Below are 18,422 nucleotides of genomic sequence, written 5' to 3'. Positions count from 1 at the left end.
GCGTTGCACCTGACATAGGCGGAGCGCGGCGCACGCTCAAGGGTGGCGGAGGTTTCAGCCGTATTGGCGCAGCATTTCGTGCAGATCATCTAGGCTGTTGGCTTCTTGTAGCGGCTTGTCATGGCGCCAGCGCTTCATGCGGGGAAAGCGCAGCGCGACGCCGGATTTATGGCGCGGCGAGGGCGCGATGCCCTCGAACGCGATCTCGAACACATGCTCGGGCTTGACCTGCCGCACGGGGCCAAAGCGCTGAAGCGTGTTACGGCGCACCCACGCGGTAATCTTGCGGAATTCATCGTCGGTCATGCCTGAATATGCCTTGGTGAAGGGCACCAGATCATTGCCGCTCCAAACGGCAAAGGTAAAATCCGTGAACAGGTTCGCGCGCCGCCCCGATCCCTGCTGTGCATAGATCATCACGGCATCGATGGTCAGCGGATCCAGCTTCCATTTCCACCAATCGCCCTTTTTGCGGCCCGCGTGATAGGGGCTGGCAGCAGATTTCAGCATTAGGCCCTCGGCGCGGCTTTCGCGGGCGGCACTGCGGGTCTGGGCGAGGCTGTCCCAGCTATCAAACGCGATAAGCGGTGAGGGGTGGACAGGCGCATCCGGGGGCAGCGCACCCACCAGCGCATCCAGCCGGGCGCGCCGCTCGGCAAAGGGCAGGGCGCGCAGGTCTGCGCCGTCCTGTTCCAGCAGGTCGTAGGCCAGCAGGATCACCGGGGCGCTTTTTAGCAAGGTCTTGGGGACCGTCTTGCGCCCGATTCGCTTTTGCAGATCGTTGAAGGGCAGGGGCGCCGCGCCGTCCCACGCCACGATCTCTCCATCCAGCACGGTGCCGGGGGGCAGAAAATCCGCTGAACGAGTAAATTCAGGAAAGCGGTCGGTCATCAGTTCTTCGCCGCGCGACCAGACGAAATGCGCCCCGCCACGAGCGATCAACTGCCCGCGAATGCCATCCCATTTCCACTCTGCGAGCCAGTTTTGAGGGGCTCCCAGATTGTCCGGGGTTTCGCCATCCAGCCCGTAGGCCAGGCAGAACGGATAGGGCCGTGATTGCGCCGCCTCGGGGTCGGGTGCCTCGATCAGCTGGGTGTAAGTCGTGCTGTCCGGCGTCCAGTTGCCCATCAGGCGATGCGCCAGTTCCGCCTCGTCATGGCCGGTCGCCTGAGACAGTGCGCGCGTCATCAGCTTGCGGCTGATTCCGACACGAAAGCCACCTGTCAGCAGCTTGTTAAAGACTAACCGCTCGGCCGTGTCCATTTGGTCCCATGCGTCCAGAACGGCGGATTTGCGCGCGCCCTCATCGGCGCCATCTAGGCCGCGCAGATAGGCGATCCAGTCGGTTAGGCTGCGATTCTGCCGCCGCGTGGGTGGCGGCAGGACAAGCGCGATCGTTTCGGCCAGATCGCCGACGATGGGATAGCTCTCTTCAAAGAGCCACAGGGGGATGGCCGCACGCTCCGCCGCCCATTCGCGCAGCTTTGTCGTGGTGATGGCACGGCGCGGGCGGCGGCCCGAAAACAATGCGATGGTCCAGAGGCGATCCGCCTCGGGGGCGTCTTTGAAATAGGTGGCAAGGGCCGCGACCTTGGTGTTGGTTTTGGTGGTCTGATCAATGGTGGCGTAGAGCGTGGTAAACCGTTTCATTCAGCCCCCTCCGCGTCTAGTGACTCGCCCTCCAGCGACTCACCAGCGAACTCGGTTGTGAGCGCCTCGGCATTATAGCCTTCACTCTTCAACCATCGCGCGAAGATGTCTGTGTAACCATGTGTTGCGTATAAATTTTCTGCACCAGTGGCCTTGATCGCACCGTTCAGGCCAGCCCAGTCTGCATGGTCCGAGACGACGAACCCGCGATCGACCGCGCGGCGTCTGCGCACGCCCCGCATCCGCATCCAGCCACTGGCGAATCCGGTCGCCGCCGGGCGAAACCGCCGCGCCCATTCGCTGCCAAGCGCGCCGGGCGGCGCGATGACCATGGCGCCGGGATGATCCTTGGGGTTGAGGTCGGGTGTGACGTGAATCGTGCGGGGCAGATCAAAGCCTTGGCCGCGCAATATTTCATTCGTATTCTCCACTGCGCCATGGGTCAGGATCGGTCCGATGTCGGGGTTCAGCAGCGACATGACGCGCTGCGCCTTGCCCAGCGAATAGGCGCCCAGCAGGCTAAACCGGCCCTCCGCAGCATTGCCTGCCCACCAGTCGTTGATCTGGCGGGCGGCGTCGCCTTCGTCCGGCCATTTAAAGACAGGCAGGCCAAAGGTGCATTCGGTGATAAAGCTATGACATTTCACCGGTTCGAACTGGGTCGACAGGGCGTCTGGCGTTGTCTTGTAATCGCCCGACACCACCCAGACCTCACCGCCCACTTCGATCCTGACTTGGGCCGAACCGGGGATATGACCTGCAGGGTGAAACGACACGTTCGCGCCGCCGATCCGGCGATCTTCACCATATTTTATCGAATCGAGATCAATCTGGCCCAAGCGATGCCGCATGACCGGCCCCGCGATATCGGTGGCAAGGTATTGCCGATGCCCCGGACGCGCGTGATCGGCGTGGCCATGGGTGATCAGCGCGCGGTCCACGGGTCGCCACGGATCGACGTAGAAATCGCCTGCGGGGCAGTAGATGCCCTGGGGTTTGAACTGAAGGACCATAAAGTCAAGGATAGGTCGCGTATGCAGCCTGACCAGCCCCTTGTGTGCGCAGCCGATGCAGGTAGGCTGTTTCTGGCAAAAGCGAGGGAACTGCGATGAGATTTGTGCGATATGGTGAGGCGGGGTCCGAGCGGCCCGGCGTTCTGGATAGCGCGGGCGTGCTGCGCGATTTGTCCGAGGTCGTGGATGATATCGCGGGCGACGTATTGGCGACGCTGCCGGATATCGATCCCGAGACGCTGCCAAAGGTGGCGGGCGCACCGCGCCTTGGCACGCCGGTGGGGCAAGTGGGCAAGTTGATCGGGATCGGATTGAACTACCACGATCACGCCGCTGAGGTCGGGCTGGACCCGCCAAACGAGCCGATCGTGTTCATGAAGGCGACATCCTCGATCACAGGGCCAAACGATCCGGTTTATTTGCCGCGTGGATCGCAGAAATCCGATTGGGAGGTGGAGCTGGGCGTCGTTATCGGCCGCCGCGCCAAATATGTCAGCGAAGCGGATGCGCTGGATTACGTGGCGGGCTACACGATCGTCAACGACGTGTCCGAACGCGCCTTTCAGACCGAGCGGGGCGGGCAATGGACCAAGGGCAAGAGTTGCGACAGTTTTGGCCCGATCGGCCCTTGGCTGGTCACGCCGGACGAGGTAGGCGATGTTCAGGCGCTGGATCTGATGCTGGACCTCGATGGTCAGCCTGCGCAGCGCGGCAGCACCGCCTCGATGATCTTTGGCGTGGCACATCTGGTCGCGTATCTAAGCCAGATGATGACCCTGCATCCCGGCGATATCATCGCAACCGGCACCCCGCCGGGCGTCGGCATGGCGATGAAGCCGCCGCGCTTTCTGCGTGAGGGCGATGTGATGACGCTGTCCATCAGCGGCCTCGGCATGCAGCGGCAGGAGGTGCGGCAGGACGGCTAGCCGTTAATGAGCGTCCCAAAATGCGGCCAACTGGCGCATGACATTGGCGCGCGTCGCGGGGGTTTCCATCAAAAGCTCGTGCCGAGCGCCCTCGACCTTTTCCAGCCGCGCACCGGGCCATCGCGCGATCCGTGAGTCGATTCGCGCGATGTCGACGATCTCTTCTTGGCTGCCGAGAAAGGTCAGGCTGGGCAGGTCCGGCGATGGCAGGCTGGCGAGGGTGCGGCATTCGCGCAGCGCCTCGAACAGCCAGTGCAGGCTAGGCCCGCCGAGGGCCAGCTCGGGATGCGCTTGCAATTGTGTGACCATGTAGGCGTGCATCTCGCGATCTCGCGTCAATGCGTTCGTCTCGAACGGCTCGCTCAGCACATAGCTGTCGCGCGTCGCGCCCGGCGCATATAGGTGCCCCAATCCGATCTGGCGGCTGGCCCAGCTTAGCAACCACGCCACCGGGCGCAGCGTTGGTTTTATGGCGATGCCCCACATTGGCGCGGTAAACGCGCAGGTGGCGAAAGGCAGGCCGCGCAGAGCGCCGCGCAATCCGATGGCGCCCCCCATGGAATGCGCCAGCATGTGCCAAGGCCGCGGCAGATCCAGCGCTGCGGCGAGTTGCAACATGGCATCCAGATCGGTCTGATAGTCGTGAAAACGACCGACGTGGCCCGGTAGCACGTCGACCAGTATCCGGTCCGAAAGCCCCTGACCGCGCCAGTCGATAGTTAATGTGCCGTAGCCGAGCTGCACCAGATCACGCGCAGTCAGGCCATATTTTTCGATATATTCAGTGCGACCCGGCAACAGCAGAACGGTCCCTCGGGTCTTAGCAGCGGGCCAGTGGCCGATGCGTACGCGCACGCCATCCTGCGCATCCTGCCAAAAAGCGCGCCCACCGTCCGGGCCGTCGGCGATGTCCTTTAGCAGCGGCGCGTCTTGCTTCAACTTAGCACCCGGCCTAGCTGCATAGCGACGCCCATGTCGCCCTCGACGTCCAGCTTGCCAGTCATAAAGGCTGCGGCCGGGTCCAGATCGCCCTCGACGATGGCGCGAAAGGTATCTGCATCCGCGCTAAGCGTGACGTCCGCCGGGTCGTCGCAGGCGCGTGCACCTTTCGCGTCGATGAATACTGCGCCTTCATTCGCAATCACGAACTTGGCCGAGCCCTCCATCGCGTCGCCATTCATGCGTGCGTTCAGCGCCTCGACCGCCTCATTCACCACGTCGCTAGCCGTGTCGCTCATCCGCCGCTCCTGTCAATTTGATCGCCTGGGGGTTTGCTTTCCCGCGTGTGGCGCTAGACTTGACGTTGTTATGGGCGCTCTTCGGTTCAATCTCAATCCTGTCGTCGCGCTATGTCTTGCGCTGAGCGGTCCTGCCATGGCGGACCCGCAGAATACCGCGCGGCTGGACGAAATGTATGAGGCGCTGAAAACCGCCCCCGCGCCAGAGGCTGAGAGGCTGGGTAGCGAGATTCGGCTGGAGACGTCAAAATCTGGCTCGCCCGCGATGAACCTTCTGCTGAAGCGGGGTCGCGATGCGATGGCCACGGGCAATACCGGGCTCGCGATCGAGCTGCTGAGCGCGCTCACCGATCATGCGCCCGGCTTTGCCGAAGGATGGCACGCCCGGTCCGTCGCGTTCGCGCGCGCCGGGCTGATGGGCCCCGCTATGACCGATCTTGAGCGCGCGCTGGCACTTGATCCGCGCAATTTCGCCGCGATCTACAGTCTTGGCGCGCTGTTGGAGGAAATCGGTCAACCGGCCCTCGCCTATGAGGCCTATACCCGCGTGACCAAAATCCACCCGCATTTTGACGATGTCGCCGAAGCGCTGGCCCGGCTCGAGGGCGAAACCCGAGGCAGCGACCTCTGACGCAATCCTGAACCACCGGAGATGAGGCCCATGGCCGATCAATCCCGAATCCTCGCGGTTCTGGGCCCCACAAATACCGGCAAGACGCATTATGCGATCGAACGGATGCTGGGTTACCGCACCGGTGTCATCGGCCTGCCGCTGCGCCTGCTGGCGCGCGAGGTCTATGACAAGATCGTAGCCGCGCGCGGCCCCTCTGTTGTGGCGCTGGTCACTGGAGAAGAGCGGATTGTGCCGCCCCGGGTGAAATATTGGGTCTGCACGGTCGAGGCGATGCCCGAGGGTATCGGCGCCGATTTCGTCGCAATAGACGAAATCCAGCTATGCGCCGACCCTGAGCGTGGTCACGTGTTCACCGACCGCCTGTTGCGGATGCGCGGCCTGCGCGAAACGCAGTTTCTGGGGGCGTCGACCATGCGCAGCGTCATCGCGTCGCTGGTCCCCGAGGTGGAATTCGTGCCACGGCAGAGAATGTCTGATTTGGTCTATTCAGGTTCGAAAAAGATAATTCGAATGCCTGAGCGTAGCGCGATTGTCGGATTTTCGGTGGATAATGTATACGCCATCGCCGAGGTGCTGAGGCGGCAAAAGGGCGGCGCAGCGGTTGTCATGGGCGCGCTCAGCCCGCGCACGCGCAATGCGCAGGTGGATCTATATCAGAACGGCGATGTCGACTATCTGGTGGCCACGGATGCCATCGGAATGGGTCTCAACCTCGACATTGATCATGTCGCTTTTTCATCCCTGACCAAGTTCGACGGGCGTCGCATGCGCCAATTGATGCCGAACGAGTTGGCGCAGATCGCGGGCCGCGCGGGCAGGGGCATGAGCCATGGCACTTTCGGCGTGACCGGCGAGGCGCCGGAACTGACACCCGAAATTGCCGAGGCGATCATGGAGCATCGCTTTGCCCCCATCCGCAAGTTGGAGTGGCGAAATGCCGCGCTTCAGATGGGATCGACTGGCGCTCTGATCGCGTCCCTCGAACAAAAGCCCGCAGATGAATTGTTGGCGCGCGCGCGCGACTCGGATGACCTCACGGCGCTGCGCACATTGTCGGACGCGCCTGATATTCGCGCCCGCACGACGAATGGCAATGCGGTCAAACTGCTGTGGGATGTATGCCGAATCCCTGATTTTCGCGGAATCAGCCAGGCCGAACATGCCAGCCTGCTAGAGACGATTTTCTGCGACATGCACGAACTGGGCCGCATCCCTGATGATTGGCTTGCGCGACAAATCGAACGCATTGATCGAACCGATGGCGACATTGATACGTTGTCCAAACGCCTCGCCTATATTCGCACCTGGACCTACGTTGCCCAGCGAAAAGGGTGGGTCGATGACGAAACGCATTGGCGCGGGGCGACTCGCGCTGTAGAAGACCGTTTGTCGGACGCGCTGCATGGGGCGCTGACACAGAGATTTGTGGATCGGCGCACATCCGTGCTTTTGCGCCGGCTCAAGCAGAAGGAAGCCATCGTGGCAGAGGTTAACGATACTGGTGACGTAACAGTCGAAGGCGAGTTCGTCGGGCGTTTGGACGGATTTCGATTTGTTCAGGACAAATCGGCAAGCGGGCAGGAGGCCAAGACGCTGAGCCAAGCCAGCCTTCAGGCGCTCGCCCCTCATTTCAATCTGCGCGCGGACCGCTTTTACAATGCGCCCGACACCGAGATCGACTTTACCGAGCAGGGTGGCCTCATGTGGGGCAAGGACGCGGTGGGCAAGCTGATCCCCGGCGCCGACCCTATGAAGCCCGGCGTTAAGGTCTTTGTTGACGACGAAGCGGGCGCGGACGTCATGCAAAAGGTCGAACGCCGCCTACAGCATTACATCGACCGCAAGATTGCGACTCAGTTCGAGCCATTGTTGAACGTCAGCCGGGACGAGACCCTGACCGGCCTTGCGCGCGGATTTGGCTTCCGCATGGTTGAAAACATGGGCATCATTCCGCGCGGCGACGTGGCCGATGAGGTCAAGTCGCTTGAGCAGGACGCGCGTGGCGCATTGCGCAAACATGGCGTCCGGTTCGGTCAGTTCACCATCTTTATGCCGCTGCTGCTGAAGCCTGCCCCGACGCGCCTGCGCCTAGTTTTGTGGGGTCTCGCCAGTAACATGGACGATTTCCCCGAAGCGCCGCCACCTGGTCTGGTGACGGTTCCCGCGACCACGATGCCGCAGGGGTATTACACGATGGCCGGCTACCGCGCTGCCGGAAGCCGCGCTATCCGTATCGATATGCTCGAACGTCTCGCCGATATGTTGCGGGCCGAGGACAGCCGCGGCGGCTTTGAGGCCAAGGCAGACATGTTGTCGATCACCGGTATGACGCTGGAGCAGTTTGCGGACCTCATGGAGGGCCTTGGTTACAAGGCCGAGCGCGGCGAGCGGGAAAAGGTGAAGCCCGTCGATCAGATCATGCAAGAGGCACCGGGCGTCGAGCCGACACCCGAAACCGTCGAGGATGTCGTCGAACAGATCGAGGCAGAGGGCATTGCGCCCATCGCCGAAATGCCGGAGCCGGACGCCGAAATCCCGGCCGCGATCCCTGAGATGAGCGAAACCGAAGTCGCTCCAGGCACGCCCGCCGATCCAATCGCTCCGTCTGTCGAGCCTGAAATCTTTTACACGTTTACCTGGGCCGCACGTGCAAGACGCAGCGCCCCGCCCGCAGGCGCGCGCCCAGAGGGCGGACGTGGTAAACCGCAGGAGGAGCGCGGTAAACCGCGCGGCAAGGGTAAGCCAAAGGGCGGTGAGCGCGGTCCCAAAAGCAATGAGCCCAAAAGTTATGCGGCCAAGCCTGCCCCGAAAAAGGACAGGATCGACCCCGATAATCCCTTTGCTGCAGCCCTGATGGGCCTCAAGAAAGACAAGTGAAGAACGCGCCAGAAGGCATTGTTGAGGCGGGAAAAATCCGCCTCGATAAGTGGCTCTGGCAGGCGCGTTTTTTCAAGACACGCGCATTGGCCGCCGCCACAGTCAAGGGCGGCCATGTGCGTATCAACGGTAACCGCGCGGGCAAGCCCTCTCAGACGGTGCGCGCGGGCGATGTGCTGACCTTTGCGCAAGGGCGCATCATTCGCGTGGTGCGCGTCGTCGCCCCCGGTACACGGCGCGGTCCGGCGTCCGAGGCGCAGACCCTCTACGATGATTTGACGCCTGCACCCGAGCCGGAAACCGAAACATTCGTTTCGCCAAATCCGCGCTATGAAGGAAAAGGTCGGCCCACCAAACGCGACCGGCGCAAACTGGACCTCAATACCCCCGGAGCGCTTGAATGATTCAAACCGCTGGATTAAGTGTCTCGCGACTGACCCCCGAGAGGCCGACATGACCTACATCGTCAACGATGCCTGCATTGCCTGCAAATATACCGACTGCGTCGAGGTTTGCCCGGTCGATTGCTTTTACGAGGGCGAGAACATGCTGGTCATCCATCCGGATGAGTGTATTGATTGTGGCGTCTGCGAGCCGGAATGTCCCGCCGACGCGATCCGCCCCGATACCGAACCGGACATGGAAAAGTGGGTCGAGTTCAACCGCAAATACGCCGAGCTATGGCCCGTCATCATCACCAAGAAAGACGAGTTGCCCGAGGCGCAGGAGCGGGATGGCGAGACCGGAAAACTGGAGAAGTACTTCTCTGAAAAGCCGGGCGAGGGCGGTTAAGCAGGACAGCGCAATTTGTACTGATTCGCGCTGCATTGCCGCGTAACGCTTGTCTATCGCATGAGGGTCGCCGCATAAGCCATTGGGTTTGAAGTCTGCTCAAGGTGCTACGCACAGGCAGCCTTCCTTACAGTGCCGATTTGTGATATAGTCACTTCAAATGTAACGTCCGTCCCGATATCCGCGTTCCCGTGCTGCTGCTCGGGCGTGGATTTGCTTGTGTCACGATATAGCGCCATCCTGCCTGCGGCCTCGCGCCAAGGCAAGGCGGCGGTGCTCATGACACTCGGGTTGGCTGGGAAAGGAATACCGAGATGAGCAAAGCCAGAAAACCCGATTTCAGTCCTAATGACTTCGTCGTCTACCCCGCCCATGGTGTGGGCAAGGTTGTTTCGATCGAAAGCCAAGAGATCGCCGGCATCGAACTGGAGTTGTTTGTCATCAACTTCGAAAAAGACAAGATGACGCTTCGCGTGCCGACCCACAAGGCGACCGAGATCGGAATGCGCTCGCTGAGTAGCCCCGACATCGTATCAAAGGCGATGACCACGCTCAAGGGCAAGGCCAAGGCGAAAAAGGCCATGTGGTCGCGCCGCGCGCAGGAATACGAGCAAAAGATCAACTCGGGCGATCTGATTGCCATCGCAGAGGTCGTGCGCGATCTGCACCGTACCGACGATCAGCGCGAACAGAGCTATTCCGAGCGTCAGCTTTACGAAGCGGCGCTGGAGCGACTGACCCGCGAAATTGCTGCCGTGAGCGGCGATGACGAGGTCGAGGCAGCCAAGCAGGTCGGCGACGTTCTGATCTCGCGCGTTGCTGCGTAAGGAACTGCAAAGTTACGAAAAGGGCCGCGCTCCATAGGGGACGCGGCCTTTTTCATGACCGCATGTCAGGCGATGATCGACAGCAGCACCGCAATTTCGACCAGCTGCTGCGTCGCGCCTAGTATATCGCCGGTCTGGCCACCGATCTTGTCCTTGGCGATCCAGCCGACAGCAACGGTCGTCAGCGCCGCCCAGATTACCACACCAAATACTGACCAGCCGACGAGGACCAGCGCGATCACCGCGGCAATGCCAGCCGCCACTGCACAGGTCCGCGCATCGGGGCGTCCAATGCCGTGTGACAACCCGGAGGCGCGCGCGTGGGGTAGGGCCCACATCACCAGCGGCATCGCCGCGCGCGATACCGCCGCAGCCGTTACAATCGCGGCCAATGCCCAGCCGCCACCCATCTGAAAAAGCACCCATAGCGCCGCCCACCGCGCCGCCAGCGCCAGAAACAACGCGATCACGCCAAAGGCGCCCATGTGGCTGTCTTTCATGATTTCCAGCCTCTTGGCGCGGGTCCAGGCCCCCCATAGGCCGTCGGCACTATCGGCCAGCCCGTCCTCATGCATCGCGCCAGTGATGATTACCTGCACTGCCAGCGCCGCCAATGCCGCCAGCGCCGAGGGCAATCCGCCCCAGTGCGCGATCAGCCCGACCAGCCCTGCGATCAATCCGACCACTACGCCTGCCAGCGGATAAGCCCATACGGCCCGCGCGCCCCGCAGCGGTGCGTCGGGCAGGGGCAGGCGGGTCAGCAGGGCCAGCGCGGCGCGCAGATCGTCGAGATGGGCGGAGAGGGCGTCATTTTTTTGCATGGGATTGGACCTTTTGAGGGTGCGCAGGTGGCTCTTCCTTGCGATACACTGAGGCGAAACAGAGTTGCAACCGGGGGGCGGAATGACCGCGAAAATCCGCACCATGTCCGAGCTGGCTGCATTGGTAAAAAATGGTCCGCTGCCCGACACCTTCGCGCGTGATGCCGCCTGCGCCCGTGACGCCGTTCTGACCAAACCGCCCGGCGCGCTGGGCCGCCTGGAAGAGGTCGCCGCCTGGTATTGCAGTTGGCGCGGCGATGCGTGCGCGCAGGTGTTAGCGCCGCAAATTATTGTTTTTGCCGGGAATCACGGGATCACAGCGCAAGGCGTGTCTGCCTTTCCGGCCGAGGTGACGGCGCAGATGGTCGCCAATTTTCAGGCGGGCGGCGCGGCGGTGAACCAGCTGGCGCGCCAGTTCGGCGCGCGGCTGGACGTGCACGCGCTGGATCTGGACCGCCCGACCGCCGATTTCACCCAAGGCCCCGCAATGGGCGACGTCGATTTCCTCGCCGCGCTGCGCACCGGCTGGGACGCGGTCGATCCGAAGGCTGATCTGCTGGTGGCCGGCGAAATGGGTATCGGCAACACGACGTCGGCCTCTGCAATTGCGCACGCGCTGTTCGGCGCGCAGGCGGTGGACTGGACCGGCAGGGGCACCGGCATTGGCGCCGAGGCATTGGCGATCAAGACGCGTGTCGTCGCAAACGGCGTGCGCCGTCACGCTGCGATCCGCCGCGACCCGCTGGAGGTGCTGCGCTGTCTTGGCGGGCGCGAACTGGCGGCCATGGCGGGCGCGATCCTGAGCGCGCGCCATCAGCGCATTCCCGTCATCCTCGACGGTTTTATTTGCTGCGCTGCTGCCGCGTGCCTTGCTGCCGAAGCGCCCGGCGCGCTGGATCATTGCATCGCGGGCCATGTCAGCGCCGAGGTGGCGCATCCTCGCCTTCTGCACCAGCTGGGCATGGAACCGCTATTGTCGCTGGGAATGCGTCTTGGCGAGGGGTCCGGCGCGGCGCTGGCGATTGCGATCGTGCAGGGCGCGCTGGCTTGTCATTCGGGGATGGCGACGTTCGACGAGGCGGGCATCGCTGCTGGCTGAGCGCGGCCTACCGAGCGTTTGTCAGGCTCGCTTTTTCGGCTCGTCCTCACCTGATTCCTCAAGTTGCGACAGCAGCATTGTCTCCAGTTCTTCCTCCAGTTCGCGGGCGCGGGCGAGGTATTTCTCATTCTCGACGGTCGGCACGTCGGGATCCCACAGTGTCGCCAATTCGCGTACGGAATGGCGGTCGTGCCGATAGAAGGTCTGCTGCAATTCGGCGGCCTCAAATTCGGGAACACCCATATTCTCAAGGACATAGCGGCCTGCCCGCAAGGAGGAATCAAACATCTCGCGCACGATATCGTCGGCCCCGGCCTGAAACAGGCGAAAGACCTGCGTACGATCGCGCGCGCGCGCGATAATGTGCAGGTCGGGCCGCTCGCGCCGCGCGAACGCGACGAGTCGCACGGCGGCGTCAGGATCGTCCAGCGCCGCGACCAGCACGCGCGCGTCCTTGAGGCCCGCAGCGTGCAGCATTTCGGGGCGGGTGGGGTCGCCAAAGAACCCCTTGACCCCGAACCGGCGCATCCGTTGGATCGTCGCGAGGTTATGATCCAGCACGACCGTCTCGTAGCCTGATGAGCGCACCAGCCGGTTCACGATCTGGCCAAATCGACCAATGCCGACGATGATGATGCGGGCCTGTTCGTCCACATTGTCATCCTCAAAGTCCTCACTCGCCTCTTCCATGCGGTTCGACAACCAGTCGTAGAGTATGAACAGAAGCGGCGTGATCAGCATAGACATGGCGACAATCAGCAGCAGCATCTCGGTCATATCTGACGGCACGACGTTCTGCTGCCCCGAGAACGAGATCAGCACAAAACCGAATTCACCCGCCTGCGCCAATGACAGCGTGAAAAGCCACAGATCGCGTCCGCGCAGATCAAACACCCGCCCGAGGATGTAGAGGACCGCGCCCTTTAGCACGATCACCATCAGCGCGAGGCCAAGCACCAGAAATGGCGCGTCAAAGAGCAGCGAAAAATTGATTCCCGCCCCGACGGTGATGAAAAACAGGCCCAACAACAGGCCCTTGAACGGCTGGATGTCGCTCTCCAGTTCGTGCCGGAATTCGCTGCTGGCCAGAACCACACCGGCCAGAAACGCCCCCAGAGCGGGCGAGAGGCCCACCAGGTACATCAGGAAACTGATACCGCAGACGATAAGTAGCGCCAGCGCGGTGTACATCTCAGGCAGGCGGGCGGCGTGGATGAAGCGAAAGACGGGGCGCGTTAGGTAAACACCGGCAATGATGATCGCTCCGACCATGCCCAGCGTGACCAGCGTCACCCCCCATCCCGGCAGGCCCGCAACCAGCGACAGGCCGGTATCGTGACTGCCAGCGGACGTGTCGATGATGCCGGAATCCAGATGATCCGTCGCTTCGCGGACCCGCGAGAGGCCTGCACCGCCGATGGCCAGCAGTGGTAGCAGCGCCAGCATCGGGATGACCGAGATGTCCTGCGTCAGCAGCACCGAAAAGGCCGAGCGCCCGCCCTTGGTCTGCATCAGCCCCTTTTCCGACAGGGTTTGCAGCACGATAGCGGTCGACGACAGCGCAAAGATCATTCCGACGGCCAAGCCGACACTCCAAGTATGACCCAGCATCATGACGCCGCCCATGATGACCAGCGTCGTCAGCAGGACCTGCATTCCACCAAGGCCCAGTAGCCGGTGGCGCATGTCCCACAGCGCGCGCGGCTCCAGCTCAAGGCCGATGAGGAACAGCATCATGACGACACCGAATTCGGCGAAATGCTGAAGCTCGGCGGTTTCATTGCCCACAAGGCCCAGAAGCGGCCCGATCAGGATGCCAGCCGCCAGATAGCCCAGCACCGAGCCGAGTCCGAGGCGCGCCGCGATGGGAACTGCGATCACTGCGGCGGCCAGATAGATCGAGGCCTGGTAGAGGAAGCCTTCCATCAGGGTCTCCTTTGGGGGCCGCAAGGGGCCGGGTGGAACTAGGGCGCGCCGGCTCGTGGTGACGCGGGTGGTGGGTCTGGTTCAAGCATAGGGGCAGATCGCGATGTCGCAACGCCCAACGCGCGCGTATCGCGTCATTCAAAGGCAATATTGCAGAAGATTGATACGGGTCGCCCGACATTTGAGCAGCCAGTTGCCCCGCCGGGCATCCAAAAACACTCTGTATCTAATCTGGACTACAGATTTAACGCAAAGCGCCTGCAACATTGCCGCAACATCAAGGGGTGCGGGCCATTTGCGCATTGCCTGTTTCAGGAAAAGCGCGAAACGCTTTAGCCCCGCGGCATCTGCAGCACCACGTTGCGGCCCCGCTTGACATAGTGCAGTTCGCTATCGCCGATGGCGGCGACTTGACCGCCATCCAGTGTGTCGCCAACGCGCACCTTCTTGTAGCGTCCGTTGCCGAGGCGCACCAGAGCGCGGCGGCTGGCGGTCGAGCCATAGACGCCGATCAGATTGACCTTGCGCATGTTCAGCACGTCCTTGTCCGTCGCCTGTTTGGCCACCGATGCGCTCGACGGTAGCGCTGGCTGCATGCGCTGCGAGGTCGGCACCGGCTGGGCTGCGGCCTTGGCGCGCGTGCGCTTGACGATGCTTTCGAAATCTCCGGGGCGGCGCAGAGGGGTAAGCGAAGCAGTGACCGCCTGCGGCGTCGCATTTTCAAACGCATTGTCCAGCTCATTTGGGTCTTGGACTGCCTCAGGCTGAGGGATGTCAGGCTGCGCCGAGGCCATGGCGATGGCGCGGGTCAGTGCGGCGCCGTCCACCAACGGGGCGGCGGCAGCGCCTGTCTTGCTTTGCAGTGTGGCGGCGGCGGCGTTCATCTGGCGCGGGCGTGGCTGGGGGCGCAGCGCGGCCAGCGATGGATCGCCCTGAAAGGCGGCGGCGCTGGCCGCATTGGCCACGCGTGTCTCGGCCTCGTCGCCGGGCTGCACATTTTCACCGCCCTGACGTGGGGCGGTGTCGTTCTCTGGCGTTGCCTCGCCGTCGCCGCTGCCTGCCAGTGCGTTCTGTGGCCGGGTGCGCGGGCGGACGCTGGCCAACGTCGGATCACCGGTAAAGATGATGAACTCGCCCTCTTCGCCGTCTGATCCTGTGGCCGTCACGGTAATCGTCTGAACCATGTCGGCAGGCGGCGCCATGGACGGGCGACCCGCAAAGATCCGGATGCCCTCGGGTGTCATCGAACCCTCAGGCGTGGCGCGCACGAAGCCGCGTTCGTCAAAGTCATAGCGCGTCCCGGCAGGCGGCGGACCGGATGGCTTTTCGGGGCGGGTATCGCGTGCATCAGGCTGGCGACGCGGCAGACTGGCTGGCGCGCCAAGGCCGATGCCGGGATCCAGCGAAACCTGAAACAGATCGGCGAGTGGCGCGCCCGCAGCCGGAATTTCGGGTGGTGTGGGCGCCATCTGCCAGATGCCGGTCGCGGCATAGCGCGCCAACGCCTCGCTGGGCGACAGCGAAGAGGGCCGATTAGGCAGGGTGGCGACGTCGCGCGGGGGGGCGGTCTGCCTTGGAAGTGACGCGGTGCGCTCCTCCCCGGTGGGAAGGGGGGCGATCTCGCCGGTGGCGATAGCGCCCTGTAAATCCTCGTCCACCTCATCGGCGGTCGGGACGTCAGCCAGCTTGATATCGTCGCCACCGCCGAAAAAGCGCGCCAGCCCATCCTCGAGAAAGATCGACGCCCACGCCGCGACGCCCACCAGAAACAGCAGCAGTATCGCCGTCAGGATCAGGCCCAGAAACCGCGGCTTGCCGCGCACTTCGTTTTGACGCGCGCCAAACACGGTCATGCGCTGTTTTTCGTCCTCGTGGCGCGGTGGCGGGGCCTTTGGTTTGGCGACGCGGGGCGGTTTCTCGGCGCGGGGACTGTTTTTGCTAAACAGGCCAGGCGTGACGTCGGCTGGCTCTGGCGCGGCGGTCGCGGCGTCGCGGTCCAGCCGCGCATCCGGATCGGGCGAGAGGCTGGCGGCCAGTTCGGCGATCAATGCCGGATCGGTCACGTCACCGCTGGCAGGGCTGGGCAGGGGCGGCGCGGCACTCGCGGCCGGCGCAGTATCGGCGCCGTCCAACCGGGTCAGCCGGGAGGGTGCGGTGACCTGCGGCGCGCCCGTGCCCGATTCGCCCGAACGACTGGCACGGATCGACGCGAAGGCAGTTGGCGGAGTCTTGGCCGGGGCCTCGACCTTGGCCTCAGTCTTTGCTTCGGTCTTAGCATTGGCCGGGGGCTTGACGGATGTCTCTGTGGACGAAACTGCAGACGGGGCTGCGGATGCGACGTCGGGCTTGTCGCCGGGTTTCTCGGCGGGAAGGCGCGGAGTGTCCTTCGCGGCGGGAGGTGTGTCTTTTATGGCGGGAGGCGTGCTGACGTCAGTCGTCTCAGTTTGCGATTTAGCCTGTGCGTCCTTCTCGGTCGGCTCTGGCGCGCTAACCTTGGGCGCTGGGCCGGCCTCAGCCACCGCCTTGGCCGCGGCCGCGGCGACAGGTTCGGACGGCTGTTTGGTGACGTCCTGAGGGGTCTCAACCTCGCCGGTTACGTGAACCGGAGCCTCGTCACGCTCGACCTTGGTGCCTAGGGGCAGCGCCTCGGCGGCCCATTTGGTCATGCCAAAGAACGGCTCGCCGCCGAAATCGCTGCCATTGGGTATGGCGGCGAAACTGACCGGCTCGAACCCGTGCTCGACCGCGAAATTCTCGGCCTCGGCCAGTGTTTCCAACGCGACGGCGGCAACGCTGATGACGCCGCCCTCGGCGGTCCAGTCATATTCCAGCTCACTCACCGCATAGGGCGTCGCGCCCGCCAACGCGGCGCGCACGGCGGTGTCGGGGTCGCCGTCGGCCTCGATGGAGAGGTACTTGATCTGGTCATACGGGATCACCAGCTTGCAGGTGCGATCGCCGGGCAGGGCGCTCGCGCGCTCTTGCAACCGGCTCAGCGCCGCGCCCAAATCGTCCGCGTCAAAGCCGACATCGCCGACGCGCGCCCAGCCCGAGTATGTCCTGTGCAGAAGGCTGGCGCCCTCGCTGGACAGGATAAGGGAAAAATTCGGTTTCATCGCACGTCTCTAGCACCCAACGTTCCGCAGCGGGAGTCCTCGCCCCCCGCTGCGTAATTCTATAGCAGGTTCATGCCGAGTGAAAGGAAAAGCCCGACGTCACCACGAAGGGGGTGGCCAGCGGGCGTGTTCCCCCTCAGCCTGCCTTGGTCAGCGCCTGATCCAGATCAGCGATTATATCGTCCACTGTCTCGATCCCGATCGAGACGCGCACCACCTCGGGGCCGGAATCTGCCGCGCGCTGCTGCTCGGGGCTGAGCTGGCGGTGCGTGGTCGAGGCCGGGTGGATCACGAGGCTGCGGGTATCCCCGAGATTGGCGACATGGCTGAACAGCTCCAGCGCATCGACGAACTTGACGCAGGACTCATAGCCGCCCTTCAGCGAAAAGGTGAAAAGCCCGCTGGCGCCCTTGGGGCAGACCTTGGCAACGCGGTCGTAGTAGGGCGAGCTTTTGAGGCCGGCATAGGTCACGCCCGTGACGGCGTCGTGGCCCTCAAGCCATTCGGCGACCTTTTGGGCGTTGGCACAATGGCGTTCCATGCGCAGGCTGAGTGTCTCGATCCCCATCAATGTGTAGTGCGCCGCTTGCGGATTCAGTGTCATCCCCAGATCGCGCAGGCCGATGGCGATACTGTGAAAGGTAAAGGCCAGCGCGCCAAACGTCTCGTGGAATTTCATACCGTGATACGCGGGCTCGGGCGCCGATAGCGACGGGAACTTGTCCGAGGCGGACCAGTCGAATGTGCCTGAATCGACCACAACGCCACCGGTAACGGTTCCGTTGCCTGTCAGGTATTTCGTCATCGAATGCACGACCAGTGTCGCGCCATGCTCGAACGGGCGGCACAGATATGGGGTGGCGGTCGTGTTATCCACGATCAGCGGCAGGCCGGCCTTATCGGCCACATCCGCGATGGCGCGCAGATCTGCGATATGCCCGCCGGGATTGGCGATGGATTCGCAGAATATCGCGCGCGTGTCATCGTCGATAGCGTTCTGGATCGCGTCCATATCGTCGATATCGACGAATTTAGCGGTCCAGCCAAAGCGCTTGATCGTCTGGCTGAACTGCGTGATCGAACCGCCATAAAGACGCGTCGAGACGACGACGTTCTTGCCCGGCCCCATCAGCGGGAACAGCGCCATGATCTGTGCCGCGTGCCCCGACGAGCAGCAAACCGCGCCCGCGCCACCCTCAAGCGTCGCGACACGTTCCTGCAACGCGGCGACGGTGGGATTGGTCAGGCGCGAATAGATATAGCCCACCTCTTGGAGGTTAAACAACTTGGCCGCATGTTCAGCATCGCGAAAGCAATAGGCGGTAGTCTGATAGATCGGGATCTGCCGCGCGCCGGTGGCCGGATCGGGATTTGCGCCCGCGTGGATCTGCTGTGTCTCAAAGCCGAGTGTCATGGGGTTATGCCCTCCTGAAAATACGCTTGGGCGGATTTGTAGGGGATGCACGCGGGCTGGGCAACGTTCAAGCGATGCATGACGTTTAT

The 18,422-nt window shown here is 63.1% G+C and carries 15 protein-coding genes; 7 read left to right on the top strand and 8 right to left on the bottom strand.

The annotated features are described in order from the left end of the window. Positions 1 to 54: 54 nt before the first annotated feature. Together U3654_RS11410 and U3654_RS11405 are read right to left on the bottom strand one after the other, a co-directional pair. Positions 55 to 1,650 carry an ATP-dependent DNA ligase gene (locus U3654_RS11410; protein WP_324751669.1) on the bottom strand — a complete coding sequence of 532 codons (1,596 nt, stop codon included), beginning with the start codon at positions 1,648 to 1,650 and terminating at the stop codon, positions 55 to 57. Beyond that, positions 1,647 to 2,663: a ligase-associated DNA damage response exonuclease gene (locus U3654_RS11405; RefSeq protein ID WP_324751668.1), complete on the bottom strand. Its 1,017-nt coding sequence runs from the start codon at positions 2,661 to 2,663 to the stop codon at positions 1,647 to 1,649. Before U3654_RS11405 ends, U3654_RS11410 begins: the two co-directional genes overlap by 4 nt. Before the next feature lie 95 nt (positions 2,664 to 2,758). Here U3654_RS11405 and U3654_RS11400 point away from each other — a divergent pair, with 95 nt between their 5' ends. Then, positions 2,759 to 3,589, top strand: a complete 831-nt coding sequence (locus U3654_RS11400) for a fumarylacetoacetate hydrolase family protein (RefSeq protein ID WP_324751667.1) — start codon at positions 2,759 to 2,761, stop codon at positions 3,587 to 3,589. Positions 3,590 to 3,592: 3 nt separating this feature from the next. Here the strand turns inward: U3654_RS11400 and U3654_RS11395 are convergent, their stop codons facing one another. Together U3654_RS11395 and U3654_RS11390 are read right to left on the bottom strand one after the other, a co-directional pair. Beyond that, complete coding sequence (locus U3654_RS11395) at positions 3,593 to 4,528, bottom strand: alpha/beta hydrolase (protein ID WP_324751666.1); 936 nt, start codon at positions 4,526 to 4,528, stop codon at positions 3,593 to 3,595. After that, positions 4,525 to 4,827, bottom strand: a complete 303-nt coding sequence (locus U3654_RS11390) for an SCP2 sterol-binding domain-containing protein (RefSeq protein ID WP_324751665.1) — start codon at positions 4,825 to 4,827, stop codon at positions 4,525 to 4,527. Before U3654_RS11390 ends, U3654_RS11395 begins: the two co-directional genes overlap by 4 nt. A gap of 70 nt (positions 4,828 to 4,897) precedes the next feature. Between U3654_RS11390 and U3654_RS11385 the strand changes: the two genes are divergently transcribed. From U3654_RS11385 to U3654_RS11365, 5 genes are all read left to right on the top strand, one after another. After that, positions 4,898 to 5,458, top strand: coding sequence for a tetratricopeptide repeat protein (locus U3654_RS11385; protein WP_324751664.1), 561 nt, complete (start codon positions 4,898 to 4,900; stop codon positions 5,456 to 5,458). A 30-nt stretch (positions 5,459 to 5,488) separates the two neighbouring features. After that, a complete protein-coding gene (locus U3654_RS11380) occupies positions 5,489 to 8,338 on the top strand; it encodes a helicase-related protein (protein ID WP_324751663.1) in 2,850 nt (949 codons plus the stop codon). Continuing rightward, on the top strand, positions 8,335 to 8,742 hold the full coding sequence (locus U3654_RS11375; RefSeq protein ID WP_324751662.1) for an RNA-binding S4 domain-containing protein: 408 nt from the start codon (positions 8,335 to 8,337) through the stop codon (positions 8,740 to 8,742). Before U3654_RS11380 ends, U3654_RS11375 begins: the two co-directional genes overlap by 4 nt. A 49-nt stretch (positions 8,743 to 8,791) precedes the next feature. After that, positions 8,792 to 9,130, top strand: coding sequence for a ferredoxin FdxA (gene fdxA / locus U3654_RS11370; RefSeq protein WP_324751661.1), 339 nt, complete (start codon positions 8,792 to 8,794; stop codon positions 9,128 to 9,130). A 314-nt stretch (positions 9,131 to 9,444) separates the two neighbouring features. Next, positions 9,445 to 9,957, top strand: a complete 513-nt coding sequence (locus U3654_RS11365) for a CarD family transcriptional regulator (RefSeq protein ID WP_324751660.1) — start codon at positions 9,445 to 9,447, stop codon at positions 9,955 to 9,957. Between the two features lie 65 nt (positions 9,958 to 10,022). Here U3654_RS11365 and cobS read toward each other — a convergent pair whose 3' ends face one another. After that, on the bottom strand, positions 10,023 to 10,778 hold the full coding sequence (gene cobS, locus U3654_RS11360) for an adenosylcobinamide-GDP ribazoletransferase (protein ID WP_324751659.1): 756 nt from the start codon (positions 10,776 to 10,778) through the stop codon (positions 10,023 to 10,025). 82 nt (positions 10,779 to 10,860) lie between these two features. Here cobS and cobT point away from each other — a divergent pair, with 82 nt between their 5' ends. Further along, positions 10,861 to 11,877, top strand: a complete 1,017-nt coding sequence (gene cobT, locus U3654_RS11355) for a nicotinate-nucleotide--dimethylbenzimidazole phosphoribosyltransferase (RefSeq protein WP_324751658.1) — start codon at positions 10,861 to 10,863, stop codon at positions 11,875 to 11,877. Between the two features lie 21 nt (positions 11,878 to 11,898). Here cobT and U3654_RS11350 read toward each other — a convergent pair whose 3' ends face one another. The 3 genes from U3654_RS11350 to U3654_RS11340 all read right to left on the bottom strand — a co-directional run bounded on the left by U3654_RS11350 (position 11,899) and on the right by U3654_RS11340 (position 18,333). Continuing rightward, the gene (locus U3654_RS11350) at positions 11,899 to 13,803 is read right to left on the bottom strand and encodes a cation:proton antiporter (protein ID WP_324751657.1); all 1,905 of its coding nucleotides are present in this window, start codon (positions 13,801 to 13,803) and stop codon (positions 11,899 to 11,901) included. A 332-nt stretch (positions 13,804 to 14,135) separates the two neighbouring features. Next, positions 14,136 to 16,919 (bottom strand): hypothetical protein, encoded by a 2,784-nt coding sequence (locus tag U3654_RS11345; RefSeq protein WP_324751656.1) that lies wholly within the window; start codon positions 16,917 to 16,919, stop codon positions 14,136 to 14,138. A gap of 136 nt (positions 16,920 to 17,055) precedes the next feature. Then, positions 17,056 to 18,333, bottom strand: coding sequence for an O-acetylhomoserine aminocarboxypropyltransferase/cysteine synthase family protein (locus U3654_RS11340; protein WP_324751655.1), 1,278 nt, complete (start codon positions 18,331 to 18,333; stop codon positions 17,056 to 17,058). Positions 18,334 to 18,422 lie beyond the last annotated feature (89 nt).

The organism is Roseovarius sp. Pro17 (genome assembly GCF_035599575.1).
Lineage (GTDB): Bacteria > Pseudomonadota > Alphaproteobacteria > Rhodobacterales > Rhodobacteraceae > Roseovarius.
The sequence above is the reverse complement of the archived record's forward strand: the minus strand, read 5'-3'. Positions and strand labels throughout refer to the sequence as shown.

Bases quoted from the DNA above. Each gene is read 5' to 3' on its own strand.
- U3654_RS11410 (WP_324751669.1), bottom strand. From the start codon at position 1,650: ATGAAACGGTTTACCACGCTCTACGCCACCATTGATCAGACCACCAAA.
- U3654_RS11405 (WP_324751668.1), bottom strand. From the start codon at position 2,663: ATGGTCCTTCAGTTCAAACCCCAGGGCATCTACTGCCCCGCAGGCGAT.
- U3654_RS11400 (WP_324751667.1), top strand. From the start codon at position 2,759: ATGAGATTTGTGCGATATGGTGAGGCGGGGTCCGAGCGGCCCGGCGTT.
- U3654_RS11390 (WP_324751665.1), bottom strand. From the start codon at position 4,827: ATGAGCGACACGGCTAGCGACGTGGTGAATGAGGCGGTCGAGGCGCTG.
- U3654_RS11385 (WP_324751664.1), top strand. From the start codon at position 4,898: ATGGGCGCTCTTCGGTTCAATCTCAATCCTGTCGTCGCGCTATGTCTT.
- U3654_RS11380 (WP_324751663.1), top strand. From the start codon at position 5,489: ATGGCCGATCAATCCCGAATCCTCGCGGTTCTGGGCCCCACAAATACC.
- fdxA (WP_324751661.1), top strand. From the start codon at position 8,792: ATGACCTACATCGTCAACGATGCCTGCATTGCCTGCAAATATACCGAC.
- U3654_RS11365 (WP_324751660.1), top strand. From the start codon at position 9,445: ATGAGCAAAGCCAGAAAACCCGATTTCAGTCCTAATGACTTCGTCGTC.
- cobS (WP_324751659.1), bottom strand. From the start codon at position 10,778: ATGCAAAAAAATGACGCCCTCTCCGCCCATCTCGACGATCTGCGCGCC.
- cobT (WP_324751658.1), top strand. From the start codon at position 10,861: ATGACCGCGAAAATCCGCACCATGTCCGAGCTGGCTGCATTGGTAAAA.
- U3654_RS11350 (WP_324751657.1), bottom strand. From the start codon at position 13,803: ATGGAAGGCTTCCTCTACCAGGCCTCGATCTATCTGGCCGCCGCAGTG.
- U3654_RS11345 (WP_324751656.1), bottom strand. From the start codon at position 16,919: ATGAAACCGAATTTTTCCCTTATCCTGTCCAGCGAGGGCGCCAGCCTT.
- U3654_RS11340 (WP_324751655.1), bottom strand. From the start codon at position 18,333: ATGACACTCGGCTTTGAGACACAGCAGATCCACGCGGGCGCAAATCCC.